16 protein-coding genes are annotated in these 15,340 nt (G+C 68.0%); 12 read left to right on the top strand and 4 right to left on the bottom strand.

Annotated elements, in window-relative coordinates; genetic code table 11:
* Positions 1-13 precede the first annotated feature (13 nt).
* The 6 genes from SOM18_RS01440 (at position 14) to SOM18_RS01415 (ending at position 7,124) form a co-directional block, all read left to right on the top strand.
* On the top strand, positions 14-1,567 hold the full coding sequence (locus tag SOM18_RS01440) for a tryptophan halogenase family protein (protein WP_031439280.1): 1,554 nt from the start codon (positions 14-16) through the stop codon (positions 1,565-1,567).
* Entirely contained in the window at positions 1,567-2,283 is a 717-nt protein-coding gene (locus SOM18_RS01435) for a SapC family protein (protein ID WP_320481175.1), read from the top strand. Before SOM18_RS01440 ends, SOM18_RS01435 begins: the two co-directional genes overlap by 1 nt.
* Complete coding sequence (locus tag SOM18_RS01430) at positions 2,276-3,310, top strand: cupin-like domain-containing protein (protein WP_031439278.1); 1,035 nt, start codon at positions 2,276-2,278, stop codon at positions 3,308-3,310. The genes SOM18_RS01435 and SOM18_RS01430 overlap by 8 nt, the downstream gene beginning before the upstream one ends.
* Positions 3,307-4,824 (top strand): tryptophan halogenase family protein, encoded by a 1,518-nt coding sequence (locus tag SOM18_RS01425; RefSeq protein ID WP_320481174.1) that lies wholly within the window; start codon positions 3,307-3,309, stop codon positions 4,822-4,824. The genes SOM18_RS01430 and SOM18_RS01425 overlap by 4 nt, the downstream gene beginning before the upstream one ends.
* Entirely contained in the window at positions 4,817-5,875 is a 1,059-nt protein-coding gene (locus SOM18_RS01420; protein ID WP_031439276.1) for a LacI family DNA-binding transcriptional regulator, read from the top strand. Before SOM18_RS01425 ends, SOM18_RS01420 begins: the two co-directional genes overlap by 8 nt.
* A gap of 154 nt (positions 5,876-6,029) precedes the next feature.
* Positions 6,030-7,124, top strand: a complete 1,095-nt coding sequence (locus SOM18_RS01415) for a metallophosphoesterase (RefSeq protein ID WP_320481173.1) — start codon at positions 6,030-6,032, stop codon at positions 7,122-7,124.
* Here SOM18_RS01415 and SOM18_RS01410 read toward each other — a convergent pair.
* Positions 7,087-8,358 (bottom strand): NAD(P)/FAD-dependent oxidoreductase, encoded by a 1,272-nt coding sequence (locus tag SOM18_RS01410; protein ID WP_320481172.1) that lies wholly within the window; start codon positions 8,356-8,358, stop codon positions 7,087-7,089. The genes SOM18_RS01415 and SOM18_RS01410 overlap by 38 nt on opposite strands.
* 196 nt (positions 8,359-8,554) lie before the next feature.
* On the opposite strand from SOM18_RS01410, the gene SOM18_RS01405 reads away from it, so the two are divergent.
* The 6 genes from SOM18_RS01405 (at position 8,555) to SOM18_RS01380 (ending at position 13,274) form a co-directional block, all read left to right on the top strand.
* Entirely contained in the window at positions 8,555-9,115 is a 561-nt protein-coding gene (locus SOM18_RS01405) for a gluconokinase (RefSeq protein ID WP_235188364.1), read from the top strand.
* Positions 9,116-9,198: 83 nt separating this feature from the next.
* A complete protein-coding gene (locus SOM18_RS01400; protein ID WP_235188365.1) occupies positions 9,199-10,308 on the top strand; it encodes a Gfo/Idh/MocA family protein in 1,110 nt (369 codons plus the stop codon).
* The gene (locus SOM18_RS01395; protein ID WP_320481323.1) at positions 10,308-10,793 is read left to right on the top strand and encodes a cupin domain-containing protein; all 486 of its coding nucleotides are present in this window, start codon (positions 10,308-10,310) and stop codon (positions 10,791-10,793) included. The genes SOM18_RS01400 and SOM18_RS01395 overlap by 1 nt, the downstream gene beginning before the upstream one ends.
* Before the next feature lie 326 nt (positions 10,794-11,119).
* Positions 11,120-11,635: a MucR family transcriptional regulator gene (locus SOM18_RS01390; RefSeq protein ID WP_320481171.1), complete on the top strand. Its 516-nt coding sequence runs from the start codon at positions 11,120-11,122 to the stop codon at positions 11,633-11,635.
* A gap of 128 nt (positions 11,636-11,763) precedes the next feature.
* Positions 11,764-12,543: an NUDIX hydrolase gene (locus tag SOM18_RS01385; RefSeq protein ID WP_031440664.1), complete on the top strand. Its 780-nt coding sequence runs from the start codon at positions 11,764-11,766 to the stop codon at positions 12,541-12,543.
* Complete coding sequence (locus SOM18_RS01380) at positions 12,543-13,274, top strand: extensin family protein (RefSeq protein WP_031440665.1); 732 nt, start codon at positions 12,543-12,545, stop codon at positions 13,272-13,274. The genes SOM18_RS01385 and SOM18_RS01380 overlap by 1 nt, the downstream gene beginning before the upstream one ends.
* A 4-nt stretch (positions 13,275-13,278) precedes the next feature.
* On the opposite strand, the gene SOM18_RS01375 is transcribed toward SOM18_RS01380, so the two are convergent.
* The 3 genes from SOM18_RS01375 to SOM18_RS01365 form a co-directional block, all read right to left on the bottom strand.
* Positions 13,279-13,821 carry a hypothetical protein gene (locus SOM18_RS01375; RefSeq protein ID WP_031440666.1) on the bottom strand — a complete coding sequence of 181 codons (543 nt, stop codon included), beginning with the start codon at positions 13,819-13,821 and terminating at the stop codon, positions 13,279-13,281.
* Positions 13,822-14,086: 265 nt separating this feature from the next.
* Positions 14,087-14,395: a hypothetical protein gene (locus tag SOM18_RS01370; RefSeq protein WP_031440667.1), complete on the bottom strand. Its 309-nt coding sequence runs from the start codon at positions 14,393-14,395 to the stop codon at positions 14,087-14,089.
* Positions 14,396-14,488: 93 nt separating this feature from the next.
* On the bottom strand, positions 14,489-15,280 hold the full coding sequence (locus SOM18_RS01365) for a transglutaminase-like domain-containing protein (RefSeq protein WP_031393946.1): 792 nt from the start codon (positions 15,278-15,280) through the stop codon (positions 14,489-14,491).
* Between the last annotated feature and the right edge of the window lie 60 nt (positions 15,281-15,340).

Below are 15,340 nucleotides of genomic sequence, written 5' to 3'. Positions count from 1 at the left end.
TGACGGGCTGGACATGGATCGCGCGATCACGTCGATCGTGATCGTCGGCGGTGGCACCGCCGGATGGCTCGCCGCGTGCCTCATCGCCGCCCGCGCGGACCGCGATACGGAGTACCCGCTTCAGGTCACCCTGATCGAATCGCCTGACGTCGCGACGATCGGCGTGGGCGAAGGCACGTGGCCGACGATGCGCCGTACGCTCGAACGGATCGGCATCTCCGAAACCGAATTCCTCCTCGCCTGCGATGCCGCGTTCAAACAGGGTTCGCGGTTCGACGGCTGGCGCACCGGCGCGCCCGACGACCGCTATCTCCACCCCTTCACGACCCCCGCCGATGCAGCCCCCCGCGATCTCGCCTCGGCCTGGTCCGACAGCGGTCTGGCCTTTGCCGAAGCGCTCTGTGCGCAACATGCCGTCTGCAGCCAGGACCTTGCCCCGCGTCAGCGCGCGATGCCCGATTATGCGGGCACGCTGAACTATGCCTATCATCTCGATGCCGGCAAGTTCGCCGCCCTGCTCGCCCGCCACGCGACCGAACGGCTCGGGGTGCGCCACCTGCGCGACCATGTCGTCGGCGTCGATGGCGTGGCCGATGGCGACATCTCTGCGGTCCGCACGCGCGCATCGGGCAGGATCGACGGCGACCTGTTCCTCGACTGCACGGGTCATGCCGCACTTCTGATCGGCGAGCATTACGGCGTCGGCACGATCGACCGCGGACGCGAACTCTTCAACGACCGCGCGCTCGCAGTCCAGCTGCCGGTCGCCGCCGACAGCGCGATCGCGTCGCAGACCAATGCCACTGCGCACGCCGCGGGCTGGATCTGGGATATCGGCCTGCCCGCGCGCCGCGGCATCGGCTGCGTCTATTCGTCCGCGCATCTCGACGACGACGCGGCGGCCGACACGCTCACCCGCTATCTGCGCGCGACCGCCCCCGACGCACCACTCCCCGACTTTCGCCCCCTGCGGTTCCAGTCGCGTCACCGCGACCGCTTCTGGCATCGCAACTGCCTTGCCATCGGTCTGTCCGCCGGGTTCCTCGAACCGCTCGAGGCATCCGCGATCGTGCTCGTCGAGCTCTCGGTCGAGGCGCTGCTCGACAATTTCCCGGCCACGCGCCGCACGATGGATCTCCACGCCGCGCGCTTCAACACGCTGTTCCGCTATCGCTGGGACCGGATCGTCGAGTTCCTCAAGCTGCACTATGTCCTCAGCCAGCGCGACGAACCCTATTGGTGCGACCACCGCGACTCCGGGTCGATCCCGCCGCGTCTCGCCGAGCTGCTCCAGCTATGGGCCGACCAGCCCCCGTCGCACGCCGACTTCCCGATGGTCGACGAGATCTTTCCCGCGGCGAGCTATCAATACGTGCTATACGGCATGGGCTTTCCCGCGCCGCGCCGCACGCCTGTCCGGACGGGCGCGCGCGGGGCCGCCGACATGCTGGTGCAGCAGGTCGACCGGCACGGTCGCATGCTCGCCGCCGCCCTGCCGACCAATCGCGCCTATCTCAATGCCCTGCGGCATGCGATGACAAGCGCTACCATGGAAACGAGAGCCTGATGCCCGACCACGCGATCCTGACGCCCGAAGATCACAGCGACCTGCGGATCCGCACCGACCGGTCGGATGCGCTGGGCGACGCCGTGATGGCGTGCATCACTGTCCCCAGCGAATTCCGGCGCGTCCAGACGCACTATCCGATCCTGTTCCAGCGCGACCAGACCCGCGACGGCTTCACCGCGCTCGCGATATTCGGGTTCGAGGCGGGCGAAAACCTGTTTCTCGAGGGCGGGCGCTGGGATGCCCGCTATCGCCCGCTCGCGATCGACAGCCAGCCCTTCCTCGTCGGTCGGGGGCCGGAAGGCTCGTCGCTGCGCCAGGTGCATATCGACCTGGCGAGCCCGCGGATTGGCGCGGGCGAAGGCATGCGCGTGTTCGACGATACCGGTCGCCCGACGCCGTTTCTCGAACGCATCGCCGATCAACTGCGCGCGCTCGACGAGGATTATGTCGCCGCGACCGCGTTCTTCGCCGCGCTCCAGCGCCACGACCTGCTCGAACCGCTGACGCTCGACGTCACGCTCGAGGACGGATCGAAGAACCGCCTGGTCGGCTATCACGTCATCGACGAGGATCGCCTGGAAGCGCTCGACCCCGCATCCGTCGCCGAGCTCCACGCCGAAGGCCATTTGTTGCCGATCTTCATGGCGCTCGCCTCGCTCGGCCAGATCGGGGATCTCGTCGCGCGCAAGAACCGACGGCTCGCGCATGGCTGACGCCGGCACCGCGGGGATCTTCGCTGCCCTGCCGCGGATCCGCGAAGTCGACATCAGCGGGCCGGCGGCGCTCGACACGCTGTTGCGCGAAGCGACGACGCCGTTCATCGTCCGAGGGCTCGTCGCCGACTGGCCGATGGTCGAGGCCGGTCAGCAATCGGGACGCGCGGCGCGCGATTATATCGAACGCCATGCCCGGCCCACGCCCTTTGCCGTCTCGGTCGGTGCGTCACAGAGTGGCGGCCGGCTGTTCTACGGCGACATGCAGGGCATGAACTTCCAGATGATGCGCGCGCCGCTGCCCGAGATCTTTGCGCGGATGACCGAGAATGAGGGGGTCGACGGCGCACCGTCCATCTATCTCGCCTCGATCGACATGCAGAATTTCTTCACCGGACTGCACGAGGCCAATCACGTCGATCTCGGCGACCGCACACCGCTCGCGAGCATATGGATGGGAACGCCGACGCGGATCGCGGCACATAACGACGCGCCCGATAACCTCGCCTGCGTCGCGGTCGGTCGTCGCCGCTTCACGCTGTTTCCGCGCGACCAGTTCCGCAATCTCTATCTCGGGCCGGTCGACAATACCCCCGCGGGCCGCGCGGTGAGCATGGTCGACTTCCACGACCCCGACTTCGCCGCCTTTCCCGGCTTCCGCGACGCCTTGGCGCAGGCGCAGGTCGCCGAGCTCGACGCCGGCGACGCGCTCTACATTCCGGCCCTGTGGTGGCACCATGTCGAGGGGCTTTCGGACTTCAACGTGCTGGTGAACTACTGGTGGCGCGACACACCCCGCTGGCTCGGCCAGCCACAGGATGCGCTCAACCACGCATTGCTCGCGATCCGCGACCTGCCCGAGGACGAGAAACGTCACTGGCGCGCCATGTTCGATCACTATGTCTTTTCGGACGACCCCGCGGTCGCGGCGCATATCCCCGAGCCCGAACGCGGCGTCCTCGCCCCGCTCACCCCCGACAGCGCAGGCAAGCTGCGCGCCTTCCTCCTGCGAGCACTCAGCCGATGACCACGCCCCCGATCCACCGCGTCGTCATCGCCGGCGGCGGCACCGCCGGCTGGATGGCCGCCGCCGCGATCGCGCGGACGATGGGCCGCACCGTCGCGGTGACGCTGGTAGAATCCGAGGCGATCGGCACCGTCGGCGTCGGCGAATCGACGATCCCGCCGATCGTGACGTTCAACCGCCTGCTCGGGATCAACGAAGCCGAGTTCATGCGAGAGACGCAGGCGACGTTCAAGCTCGGCATCCTGTTCGACAATTGGAAGGATCGCGGCGACACCTATTTCCATTCGTTCGGCACGACCGGCAAGGATCACTGGTCCGCGGGCTTCCAGCATTTCTGGCTGCACGGGCTGACCCGCGGCCATCATCAGCCGTTCGACGATTACTGCCTCGAACTGCGCGCCGCACTGCAGGGCAAGTTCGCGCATCTTCCCGATGGCCGGATGAACTATGCCTATCAGCTCGATTCAGGCCTCTACGCCCGCTTCCTGCGCAAGATGGCGGAGGCCGACGGCACGACCCGGGTCGAAGGCCGGATCGCGCAGGTCGAGCTGAACGGCGAAAGCGGCGACATCGCCGCGCTGACGCTCAACTCCGGCGCACGGATCGAGGGCGACCTGTTCCTCGACTGCACCGGCTTTCGCGCGCTGCTGATCGAACAGGCGCTGCATGCCGGGTTCGACGACTGGACGCATTTCCTGCCGTGCGATTCCGCGATCGCGGTCCAGACCGAGAGCGTCCGGCCGGCGCTGCCCTATACCCGTGCGATCGCGCACGATGCCGGATGGCAGTGGCGCATCCCGCTGCAGCACCGCACCGGCAACGGCATCGTCTATTGCAGCCGCTATCTCGATCACGATGCCGCGCTCGAGCGTCTGCTCGGCACCGTCGAGGGACCGACCCTGACCGAGCCGAACAGGATCCGCTTCGTCACCGGCGCGCGACGCCAGCAATGGCATCGCAACTGTGTCGCGATCGGCCTGTCCGGCGGGTTCATGGAGCCGCTCGAATCGACGAGCATCCATCTGATCCAGCGCGCCATCCTCCGTCTCCTGCGGATGTTCCCATCGGCCGGGATCAGCCCGCGCGACGTCGCCGAATTCAACGAACAGCAGCATACCGACATGCTGCAGATCCGCGATTTCCTGATCCTCCACTACAAGGCGACCAACCGCCGCGACAGCGCCTTCTGGCGGCAATGCGCGTCGATGCCGGTGCCCGACTCGCTCGCGCACAAGATCGCACTGTTTCGCGAAACCGGCCGCGTCTTCCGCAAAAATGACGAACTGTTCGCCGAAAACAGCTGGGTGCAGGTGATGCTCGGCCAGGGCATCGTCCCGGAGAGCTATCACCCGATCGCGACCAAGATGCGCGACGACGAACTTGTCCGGCTGCTCGGCGGGCTGCGCGACACGACCAACGCGACCGTCGACGCGCTGCCCGACCATGCCGCCTATGTCGCGCACTACTGCAGCACAGCGCCGTCCGCCTCGGCGGGATCCCCGCATCTTGGCTAGGCGCCGTCAGGCCGTGACGATCAAGCATGTTGCAGCGGACGCCGGCGTCTCGCTGCAGACGGTCAGTCGCGTCGTCAACAAGGAGACCGGCGTCCGCCCGCAAATGGCCGAGCGTGTGCAGGCGTCGATCGACCGGCTCGGCTATGTCCCCTCGATCGCCGCGCAGCGGATGGGCGGTTCGCGCTCCTATCTGATCCTCGCGCTCAACGACCGCGAACGCACGATCGCCGACTGGCGCGCGCGGCAGGGGACCGACTGGGTCGACCAGATGCTGCTCGGCGGGATGCTGACCTGCGCCGAACATGGCTATCGCCTGATCGTCGAGCTGGTCGATACGCATAGCGATCATATCGAACGCGAGCTGCTGGGCGCGATCGCGGCGCTGCAGCCCGACGGCGTGATCCTCACCCCGCCGCATTCGGGCAATCCGCTGATCATCGATCTGCTCGCGGCGCAGGACATCCGGTTCGTGCGGATCGGCTCGATCAGCGAAGGGCCCGGCGTCCGCCTGATGATGGACGACGCGCGCGCGGCGCGGATCGCGACCGAGCATCTCGTCGCGCTCGGCCACCGGCGGATCGGCTTCATCGCCGGGCCTGCCGAATATGAACTCAGCGGCTGGCGCGTCGATGGCTGGCGCGCGGCGATGGAGGATGCAGGGATCGACAGCACCGATCTGCTCGCATCGGGGGATTTCAGCCATGCCTCGGGCCGGGCCGCCGCCCGGACGCTGCTCGCGCTCTCCGAGCCGCCGACCGCGATCATCGGCAGCAACGACCAGATGACGCTCGCGACGCTCGAACTGGCGCGCGAAACCGGGCGGCGCGTGCCCGAGGATCTATCGCTGATCAGCTTCGACGACACGCCGATCATCCGCCTCGCCCACCCGCCGTTAACCGCGATCGTCCAGCCGATCGCCGAGGCGTCGGCGCGCGCGGTGAGCCTGATCATCGCCGGGCTGGCGGGCGATCCTCCGCCGGACGCACCGATCACGGTCGCGGCGGAACTGACGGTGCGCCGTTCGACCGCGCGCCCACCCGCGAGCGGCTGACCGGTCTGCTCGCGCCGGCGGGTCCGGCGGGCCTTGCGACGCACGGCCAACTCCCCCACAGGCGGCGCGGGGACGAACGGAGACCGTCATTTTCAATCTCATTTTCGCGACGCCCTGCCTGGTCGTCCTTGCCCGCTGGCTCTGGCCGCTGTCGATGTCGCTCTGGCTCAAGGCCGGCGTGGCGCTGCTGCTGCTGGTCGCCTCGCAGTTCCATTTCTGGAACCGGCTGTCCTCGGGATCGATCTTCGCGCCCGAGTTTCCGCGCGGCGTCGTCATCCTGTTCAACTGGGCGTTCGCGGCGATCGTGCTGCTCGCGATGCTCCAGCTGCTGCTCGACATCGGCACGCTCGCGACCGCGATCCTGCGTCGCAGCACCACCGCCGCGCCCGACGGGCTGCGCTATGCGATCGCGGGGCTCGCGGCACTGATCTCCGCGATCGGGGTCTCGAACGCGCTGCGCGTGCCGCCGGTCAAGGACGTCGCGGTCACGATCGCCGACCTGCCGCCGCAGTTCGAGGGGTATCGCATCCTCCAGCTCACCGATCTTCACATAAGCCGGCTGTTCCCCGCACGCTGGGCCGAGGCGGTGGTCACCCGCGCCAATGCGGCGGGCACGGACCTGATCGTCGTTACCGGCGATTTCATCGACGGATCGGTCGCGATGCGCCGCGCCGACGTCGCCCCGCTGCGCGCGCTCCGCGCCCCCGACGGCGTCTATGCGATGTCGGGCAATCACGAATATTTCTTCGATTACGCCGCCTGGATGCGGCACCTCGACGGACTCGGCTTCCGCATGCTCCCCAACAGCCATGCCGTGCTGTCCCGCGGCGACGCGCAGCTCGTGCTCGCAGGGCTCACCGATCTCTCCGCCCCCTCGGTCGGCCAGCCCGGTCCCGATCTCGACAGCGCGCTGCGCGGCGCGCCCGCGGGGGCACCGATACTGCTGCTCGATCACCAGCCCCGCAATGCGCGCAACGCCGCGGCACACGGCGTCGCGCTCCAGCTGTCGGGGCATACGCATGGTGGCGTCGCGCCCGGCTTCGACCGGCTATTCGCGCGCGCCAATGGCGGGTTCGTGTCCGGCCGCTACGACGTCGCGGGGATGACGCTCTATGTCGGCAACGGCACCGGGTTGTGGCCGGGCTTCGCGGTCCGGCTCGGCCGCCCGTCAGAGATGACGCGGTTCACGCTTCACGCCGCCGGGTCGGACGTCAATCCACGGGCACCAGCGTCTTCAGGTCGACCGTGATATCGGCCAGCAGCGCCGGCTCGACCTCCGCCGACGCGACGACCAGCGCGCGCCCCTGCACATAATCCCGCGTCTTGTTGACGCAGTCGAGCGCGACCACGCGGCCCCCCTTCAGATACACCACCGAGAAGCTGCGGCTCGCCGGGTCGCCGCGCAGCAGCGCAAGATCATGCCCCGTCGACAGCCCGACGCTCTGCAGCTTCAGGTCATACTGGTTCGACCAGAACCACGGCACCGCACCATACGCCTCCTCCACGCCCGTCAGCGCCTTGGCGACGATCGCCGCCTGGTCGTTCGCATTCTGCACCGATTCCACGCGGATCACGTCCCCGCCGGCAAAGCGACTGGCATGCGCCGCGCAATCCCCGACCGCAAAGACATCGGCCAGGTTCGTGCGACACTGCGCGTCGACCATCACCCCGTTACCGCCCGCCGAACCGGCGCCTGCGGCGATAAGCGGCGCGACCGCGGGCACGATGCCGATCCCGACGATGACCATTTCGCACGGCAGCACCGTACCGTCCGCCAGCCGCACGCCCGACGCGGCTCCGTCGACGCCCTCGATCGCCGCCACCGTCACGCCGGTCCGCAGGTCGACGCCGTGCGCGCGGTGCTCGGCCTCGTAGAAACGCGACAGCGCCGCCCCCGCCACCCGCGCAAGCACCCGGTCCTGCGCTTCGAGGACCGTCACCTGCTTACCGAGCTTGGTCAGCACCGCCGCCGCCTCCAGCCCGATATAGCCGCCCCCGACGACCACGACCCGCGTGACGCCCGGCAGTTCGGCGATCATCCGGTCGACATCGTCGCGCGTCCGCACCCCGTGGACCCTGGCGAGATCATGCCCGTCGCACCCCAGCCGCCGCGGCGATCCCCCCGCGGCCCAGACGAGCGTGCCATAGTGCAGGCTCGTCTCGTCGGCGTTCTCGCTTGCCTGCGCGTCGACATGGCTGACGCAGTGCGCGGCCGCGTCGACTTGGCTGACGCGACGCCCGGGGATCAGCGTGATCCCGCGCTCCCCCCAGAAGCTGGCAGGGCGCAACAGGATGCGATCGAACGCCTTTTCGCCGGCCAGATAGTCCTTCGACAGTGGCGGCCGCTCATAGGGGGGCGACGTCTCGTCACCGATCAGCCCGATCGTCCCCGCATAGCCGCGTTGCCGCAACGCGATCGCGACCTGCGCACCGGCATGGCCGGCCCCGACGATCAGGACGTCATGATGATTGCGAGCGGACATGCATCGACCTCTGTGATTGGCCGGTCTCGATGCCCGTACCGACGCCGGTCGACAAGGGCGCGACGATGGTCGTAATGGCCAATTGTCGCGATCGACCGGATAGAGGCCTGGAACCAGGCGCCGCCGGACGCGCTCAAACCGCGAGTCAGGATCTGTGCAAACCACCCCCTCCCCCCAGGCCCGCTCCGGCGACGGCATGCCCCACGCGGTCCCGCGCGGTTGCGCGATCATCGTCATGGGCGTCAGCGGCAGCGGCAAGTCGACGCTCGGCCAGCGTCTCGCCGATCAGGCGGGTCACCGCTTCCTCGAAGGCGATGGCTTCCACAGCGCGGAGGCGGTCGCCAAGATGCGCGCCGGCCATCCGCTCGACGACGCCGACCGCTGGCCCTGGCTCGACCGCGTCGGTCACGCGATCGGCGATGCGGTCGCGGCCGACGGCTTTGCGGTCGCCGCCTGCTCTGCGCTGAAGCGGGTCTATCGCGAGCGGCTTGTCGCTGCCGCGGGCGTCCCGCTGCTGTTCGTGCTGCTCGACACGGATCCGGCGGAACTCGCGCGACGGCTCGGCGCGCGCGCGGGGCATTACATGCCGGCCAGCCTGCTCGACAGCCAGCGCGCGACGCTCGAGCGCCCCGGGCCCGACGAAACCGCGATCACGCTCGATGCGCAGGCGACGCCCGACACGCTGGTACGCGACGTCTGGGCCTGGATCGATGACCGCGCCAGCGCGGATGGCGCCAACGGCACGGATCGGCGATAAGACCGACCAAGGTCGTAATGGCCACGCGACAGCCGGTAGCCGAACAGGGTGGCCGACAGCGCTTGCAGGATGGGGATCTGATCGTGACGATAGGACGACGCGAATTTGTCATCGGCGCAACCGCGCTGGCCGCGGTGCCCGCGATCACGCAGGCGGCCGCCCCGACGCGCAAGCTCGGCTATGCGATCGTCGGGCTGGGCTATTACGGGCTCGACGTCATCATCCCCGAATTCGCCAAATGCGCGCACAGCCGGCTCGCCGCGGTGGTCAGCGGTGACCCCGCCAAGGCGCGCCGCGTCGCGGCCGCGCACGGCCTGCCCGACCGGTCGGTCTACAGCTATGCGACCTTCGATCGGATCCGCGACAATCCCGATATCGATATCGTCTATATCTGCCTGCCCAACGCGATGCATGCCGAGTACACGATCCGCGCCGCGCGCGCCGGCAAGCATGTCCTGTGCGAAAAGCCGATGGCGGTCTCGGTCGCCGAATGCGAGGCGATGATCGCGGCCTGCAAGGCGGCGGATCGCAAGCTGATGATCGGCTATCGCTGCCATTTCGAGCCCTGCAACGTCGAGGCGATGCGGCTCGCGCGTGCGGGGACGATGGGCAGGACGCGTTACGTCCGGTCCGAACACGGCTTCGTCCAGCGCGATCCGTCGAAATGGCGGCTAAACAAGGCGCTGGCGGGCGGGGGCTCGCTGATGGACATGGGCATCTACAGCCTCCAGGCCGCACGCTACATGACCGGCGAGGAGCCCGTCGCGGTGACCGCGCGCGAGTCCACCGATCGCACCGATCCGCGGTTTCGCGAGGTCGAGGACATGATCGACTGGACGCTCGAATTCCCGTCCGGCGCGATCGCCAGCTGCCAGTCGATGTACAGCGCGAACCAGAACCACATCCTGTTTATGGGCGAACGCGGGCGGATCGAGCTCGAACCCGCGACCCGCTATGCCGACAACAGGATGTGGACGGGCGCCGACGGGCGCGAGCGCGATGTCACGCCAGCGGCGTCGGGCCGCACCCAGTTCGCCGGCCAGCTCGATCATCTCGTCACCTGCATCCGCACCGGCCGAGAACCGATCGTGTCGGGTGCGGAGGGCCTGCGCGACCTGCGTATCGTCGAGGCGATCTACCGCTCGGCGCGCGAGGGGCGGACGATCCGGCTGGCATCGGGCACCAAGGCGTGATGCGCGTCCTGCTCGCGCTGGCGACGGTCGCGGTCGCCACGGTCGCCCCGGCGCAGGAGGCGGCGCGCGATTTCGCCGCGGCGACCGATATCCCCCGCGCGGTCGCGGCGCTCGAAGCGACGATGAAACCGGGTCAGGGCTTCGCGATGCAGACGCTCGTCAGCGGCGGCGGCAGCGTCGTCGCGCTCGAATATTGGAAAGCCGAAGGCCGTCCTGCGGTGCATCCCGACGACAATGAATATGCGACCGTCGTCGCGGGATCGGGGACGTTGCTTTCGGGTGGACGCCTGGTCGATCCGCATGTCGTCAACCCCGGCCTCACCGACGGCGCGCGGATCGAGGGCGCCACGACCCGCGCGCTCCGCCCCGGCGACGTCCTGCTGATCCCCGCCGGCGTTCCGCACGGCTTCGGTGTCGGGCCCGAAGGGCTGGTCCTGCTCGGTACCAAGATCACGCCGCGCCGACCGGCTGCCCCTGCGCGATAAGATGCGTCCGCCAATCGCGACGTCCCGATCGGGCGTCTCGATCCGCAACCTGATCTGCCGGATCTGATGACTGCGCCGGATGTCGGACCCGCTTCGAGCGCACGCATGCTACAACCGCGAATGCGCGTATTTGTGAGGATCTATAGGGTTGGTCTGGCGCGCGTATAAACTCAGCAAATCGCAAGATCAGCGCCCGGATTCGACGTCGCGAACAGAATTCCCGGTCAATTGAGCGCTTTAATAATATTTGCGGGTGTCATTTTCTGCCAATAGCGCGTAGTCGCGCGAATGGAGGGGGAAAATTTTTCAACAATCAAGGATCCCGTGTGACCGAAACCATCAATACCGTCGAACTGGCGGCAGAACTGACGGCAGCCTGGCTGGCGAACCCCAACACCCGCACCGCTGCCGAAGACGTTCCTGCGTTTCTCCTGTCGATGCACACCGCCGTGACCAAGCTCACGACCGGCGCAGAGATGACGGGCGATACCGTCGAGGCGACGACCTATGAGCCCGCCGTGACGGCGCGCAAGTCGCTTGCATCGCCTGACCACATCGTCTCGATGATCGACGGCAAGAAGTACAAGACACTGCGTCGCCACCTGACGACGCATGGCATGACGCCGGAGCAGTATCGCGAACGTTTCAACCTGAAGGCCGACTATCCGATGGTCGCTGCGACCTATTCGGAAGCACGCCGTGCGATGGCGAAGTCGATCGGCCTCGGCCGCAAGGCTGGTTCGAAGGTCGAAGCCGCTGCGGAAGACGCAGGCAAGACTTCGCGCAAGACCGGCAAGGCCGCGCTCGATGCCGCCAAGCGTACGCTCGGCAGCGACGATTGATGCGCCACGGGGAGGGCTGATCGCCCTCCCCGACCGTTAAAGCCATTCTGAGCGCTCTGCCGGTCGCGCTCTGAATCACGCTATACTGCCGTCTGGCCCGATCCGGGTTTCGCGCGTTACACAGATCGATGACCGAACCGATCTCCCCCGCCATTCCGGCTGCCACGTTGGTGATCTTTCGCGATCGCCCGTCGCTCGCCCCCGAACTGCTGATGGTCGAGCGCGCGGGATCGATGGCGTTTGCCGGCGGTGCACTCGTCTTCCCCGGTGGCCGGGTCGACCCGGCCGACCGCACGCTCGCAGAGCAACTCATCCCGCAGCCCGCTGATCCGGTCATGATCGAAGAGGTCGCCGCCCGCATCGCCGCAATCCGCGAGACGATCGAGGAGGTCGGGCTCGCCATCGGTCTTCATCCCGCACCGTCCGCCGATACGCTCGCGACACTGCGCGCGGCGTTGCATGCCGGAGGGGAACTGGGGCCGATGCTCGACGAGTTGGGGCTCCGCTGTGATCCGCACATGCTCACCTATTTCGCGCGGTGGCGACCCGCGCATCATCTGACCCGGATCTTCGACACACGCTTCTATCTCGCGGGCCTGCCCGCCGACGCCGCCCCCGCCCGCGTCGACGAGACGGAGAATGTCCGCCTGCTCTGGGCGACCGCTGCCGAGATCCTCGCGCATGCCGATGCCGGCCGCGCACAGGTGATCTTCCCGACCCGCCGCAACCTCGAACGCCTCGCGCTGTTCGCCGGCTTCGACGAAGCAGTCGCCGACGCGCGGCGCAGACCGGTCCGCACCGTGACGCCGTGGATCGAGCTGCGCGACGGGATCGACCATTTCTGCATCCCCGACGATCTCGGCTATCCGGTGACCAGCGAGCCCGTCACGCGTGTGGCGCACGGCTGATGCGTGCGGTGCGGCGGACGCTGGGCTGGATCGTCGCACTGGCGGTGATCGCGGGCCTCGGCTTGATACTCTGGTCGACGCTGCGCGGTCGTCCGCAGGACCTGCCCTGGACCCCGCTCGATCTCGGCCAGCCGATCGGGCTGATGACCGGGCGCAAGCTCAATGCGCTGACCCAGTCCTATCCCGCCTGTCGGGCCGCGCTCGAGCGTGCCGGTGTCCGCTACACCGCGCTGCCGCCTCGCAGCGGTGAAGGCCAATGCGGCTATAGCGACGGCGTCCGGTTCACATCCGGCGGCGCACGGCGGATCGACTTCGCGCCCGCGGGTCTTGGCGTCGCCTGCCCCGTCGCCGCGGCGCTCGCGATATGGGAATGGAATGTCGTCCAGCCCGCGGCCGAACGGCATTTCGGCACCAAGGTCACGAGCATCGACCATTTCGGCAGTTATAGCTGTCGCCGCATCTACGGCCGCGACGCCGGCACGTGGAGCGAGCACTCGACCGCCGACGCGGTCGACATTGCGGGCTTTCGGTTAGGCAATGGCACGCGGATTACCGTAGCCCGCGACTGGCAAGGCGATACCGCCAAGGCCGCCTTCCTCCGCGAGGTCCGCGACGGCGCCTGCCAGCTTTTCGCGACGACGCTCTCGCCCGATTACAACACCGCGCATGCGGACCACTTCCATCTCGATCAGGCGGATCGCGGCGCGATGGGCTGGCGCGCCTGCCGCTGAGCCGTCAGGTGGCGAGCGACGTCCCGCTGTCGACCTTCTCCACCCAATAGGGGAAGAAGACGGGTTCCCGGCTCGACCAGCCCGACGCGGTCGCCGCGGCTTCGCTGATCGACTGGAGCAGCTTGCGGCGGAGTTCGGGATGGAGATGCGGCAACGCCGCCGCCGCGCAGAAGGCGGACGGCAACCAGGGTCGCACATCCGCGCCGGCAAGCCGCTCGTACAGGAACCGGAAGGCGGAAAAGCTCGTCAGCCGCCCCTGCCCCAGATCGAAAGCGGCCAGCGTCACCAGTTTTCCCAGAAACCGGTCCGCCCCGCCGAGCCCCGCATCCTCGGGCAGAAGTTCGCGAAGATCGTCAAGACCAACATAGAGCCGCGCCTGTGCGCGGATGCTCGCTTCCTCGACCACGTCGCGCGACCAGCGCGTCATCGCATCCTCGCGGTCGAGACCGACATCGAGCGAGCGCCGGATATATCGCTGCGTCGCGCTGGAAAAGCCGGCGAATTCCTTCATTTCGGCGAGCGTCGTGATGCCCTTTGCCGGTTTCATCCGTGAAGCCATATCGTCACCCCGCCTTGCTGCAAGTAACAGGCGTTCCCATGCATTTGGGGCAGAGGACGGTCCCTAACGCATCGTCACGTCACGGTGTATAAGCGACCATGAAATCTGTTGCGCTGCAACACGCAATGCGACCAGTCGAGGCCAGGCATCAAACTTTTCGCCAGGGGCGGTATTTACGCAACAATCGAACTTGGAACGGTGGAGCGCCGCCCGCGCCCGGCATCGGCCAGGCGCGAGCACACCCCGCGATAGATCAGCCGTTCTTTTCGGCCAGCTTTCGTTCTGCTTCCGCATCATAGCCGGACGACGGCGCCGGCCCCTGATTGTGCACCGGCTGGGTCGATGCGGGCGGATCGCTCGCATCCATCGACTCGTCGAGCGCATTGTCGAGACGCGCATCGTTGCTCAACGGGTTCTTCTGCAGCCGCTTGCCGATCGACTTGTCCTGACCGGCCTCCTGGCGCGGGTCGCGGCCGTCGGTCCGGCCGTTGGCAGCATCGCCATCCTGCCCATCCGGTGCAACCGACAGGCTGTCGAGCGCGCGTTTGTCGATATCGTTCATGTCGAGACTCCTGTGAAAATCGTTACGGACGCAAACGGTTCAGCACGCCCGGTGTTCCTGCCGCTGCGACGAGCGACTCGCGTCGCGGACCGGTCACGCAGTTTCGTCGTCGAGCGCGCGGACCCGGACAGTCTGCGTCCACAGCGTCGCCTGCCCGAACACCGTCATGAACGCGATGTCGGTGGCGTCGCGCCCGATGCAGACACGCGCGATATCGCCGCACGACGCCATCCCCGTCGGATCGACCAGCCGCCACGCGCCATCGAGCCAGAGCTCGGCGACCGCGTGGAAGTCGGGCGGATCGACCCCCGGCGCATAGGCCGAGACGCAGCGCGCCGGGATCCCCCCCGCGCGTGCGAGCGCGACCAGCAGATGCGCATAGTCGCGGCACACGCCCGACCGCGACGCGAAGGTGTCGAGCGCGGTCGTCTCGCCCGAACTCGATCCCATCCGGTAATCGAGCGCATTGCCGACCCAGGCACTCAGCGCCGCCGCCAGCGCGCCGCCGTCGAGCCCGGGAAACTCGCGCGCGACGAACCCCTCGAACCGGTCCGACTGGCAATAGCGGCTTGGCATCAGATAGGCGGTGACGTCACCGGGCAGCAGCCGGGGCGGCGTGGTGCCATAGGCGCCGAGCGCGACGACCGGCCGCTCGACCTTCACCACCGCGCGGTACGCCGCGGTCAGCCGGCCATGCCCCCGCGCCCAGCAGCGCTGGCCGATGCCGTCCTCGCCCGGGACCGCGCGGATCGGGCTGTCCGACCAGATCGTCAGCGACTGCTCCTCGATCCGCTGGTCGGGCATCGCCGCCGCCTCGATCTGCAGCAACACGTCGGCGTCGCCGGCAATTCCATAATCCAGATGAACGTCGATCGAGAGACGCATTGTGGTCTTAAATCCTGGCCAGGATGCAAAAACGGCCCGGCAGTTTCCCGCCGGACCGTC

This window comes from Sphingomonas sp. CFBP9019 (assembly GCF_034045155.1).
GTDB classification, from domain to species: Bacteria; Pseudomonadota; Alphaproteobacteria; order Sphingomonadales; family Sphingomonadaceae; genus Sphingomonas; species Sphingomonas aerolata.
The sequence above is the reverse complement of the archived record's forward strand: the minus strand, read 5'-3'. Positions and strand labels throughout refer to the sequence as shown.

What these genes read in the sequence shown, in the direction of transcription:
- SOM18_RS01440 (WP_031439280.1), top strand. Translation starts at nt 14, where the DNA reads ATGGATCGCGCGATCACGTCGATCGTGATCGTCGGCGGTGGCACCGCC.
- SOM18_RS01435 (WP_320481175.1), top strand. Translation starts at nt 1,567, where the DNA reads ATGCCCGACCACGCGATCCTGACGCCCGAAGATCACAGCGACCTGCGG.
- SOM18_RS01430 (WP_031439278.1), top strand. Translation starts at nt 2,276, where the DNA reads ATGGCTGACGCCGGCACCGCGGGGATCTTCGCTGCCCTGCCGCGGATC.
- SOM18_RS01425 (WP_320481174.1), top strand. Translation starts at nt 3,307, where the DNA reads ATGACCACGCCCCCGATCCACCGCGTCGTCATCGCCGGCGGCGGCACC.
- SOM18_RS01415 (WP_320481173.1), top strand. Translation starts at nt 6,030, where the DNA reads ATGTCGCTCTGGCTCAAGGCCGGCGTGGCGCTGCTGCTGCTGGTCGCC.
- SOM18_RS01410 (WP_320481172.1), bottom strand. Translation starts at nt 8,358, where the DNA reads ATGTCCGCTCGCAATCATCATGACGTCCTGATCGTCGGGGCCGGCCAT.
- SOM18_RS01405 (WP_235188364.1), top strand. Translation starts at nt 8,555, where the DNA reads ATGCCCCACGCGGTCCCGCGCGGTTGCGCGATCATCGTCATGGGCGTC.
- SOM18_RS01395 (WP_320481323.1), top strand. Translation starts at nt 10,308, where the DNA reads ATGCGCGTCCTGCTCGCGCTGGCGACGGTCGCGGTCGCCACGGTCGCC.
- SOM18_RS01385 (WP_031440664.1), top strand. Translation starts at nt 11,764, where the DNA reads ATGACCGAACCGATCTCCCCCGCCATTCCGGCTGCCACGTTGGTGATC.
- SOM18_RS01380 (WP_031440665.1), top strand. Translation starts at nt 12,543, where the DNA reads ATGCGTGCGGTGCGGCGGACGCTGGGCTGGATCGTCGCACTGGCGGTG.
- SOM18_RS01375 (WP_031440666.1), bottom strand. Translation starts at nt 13,821, where the DNA reads ATGAAACCGGCAAAGGGCATCACGACGCTCGCCGAAATGAAGGAATTC.
- SOM18_RS01370 (WP_031440667.1), bottom strand. Translation starts at nt 14,395, where the DNA reads ATGAACGATATCGACAAACGCGCGCTCGACAGCCTGTCGGTTGCACCG.
- SOM18_RS01365 (WP_031393946.1), bottom strand. Translation starts at nt 15,280, where the DNA reads ATGCGTCTCTCGATCGACGTTCATCTGGATTATGGAATTGCCGGCGAC.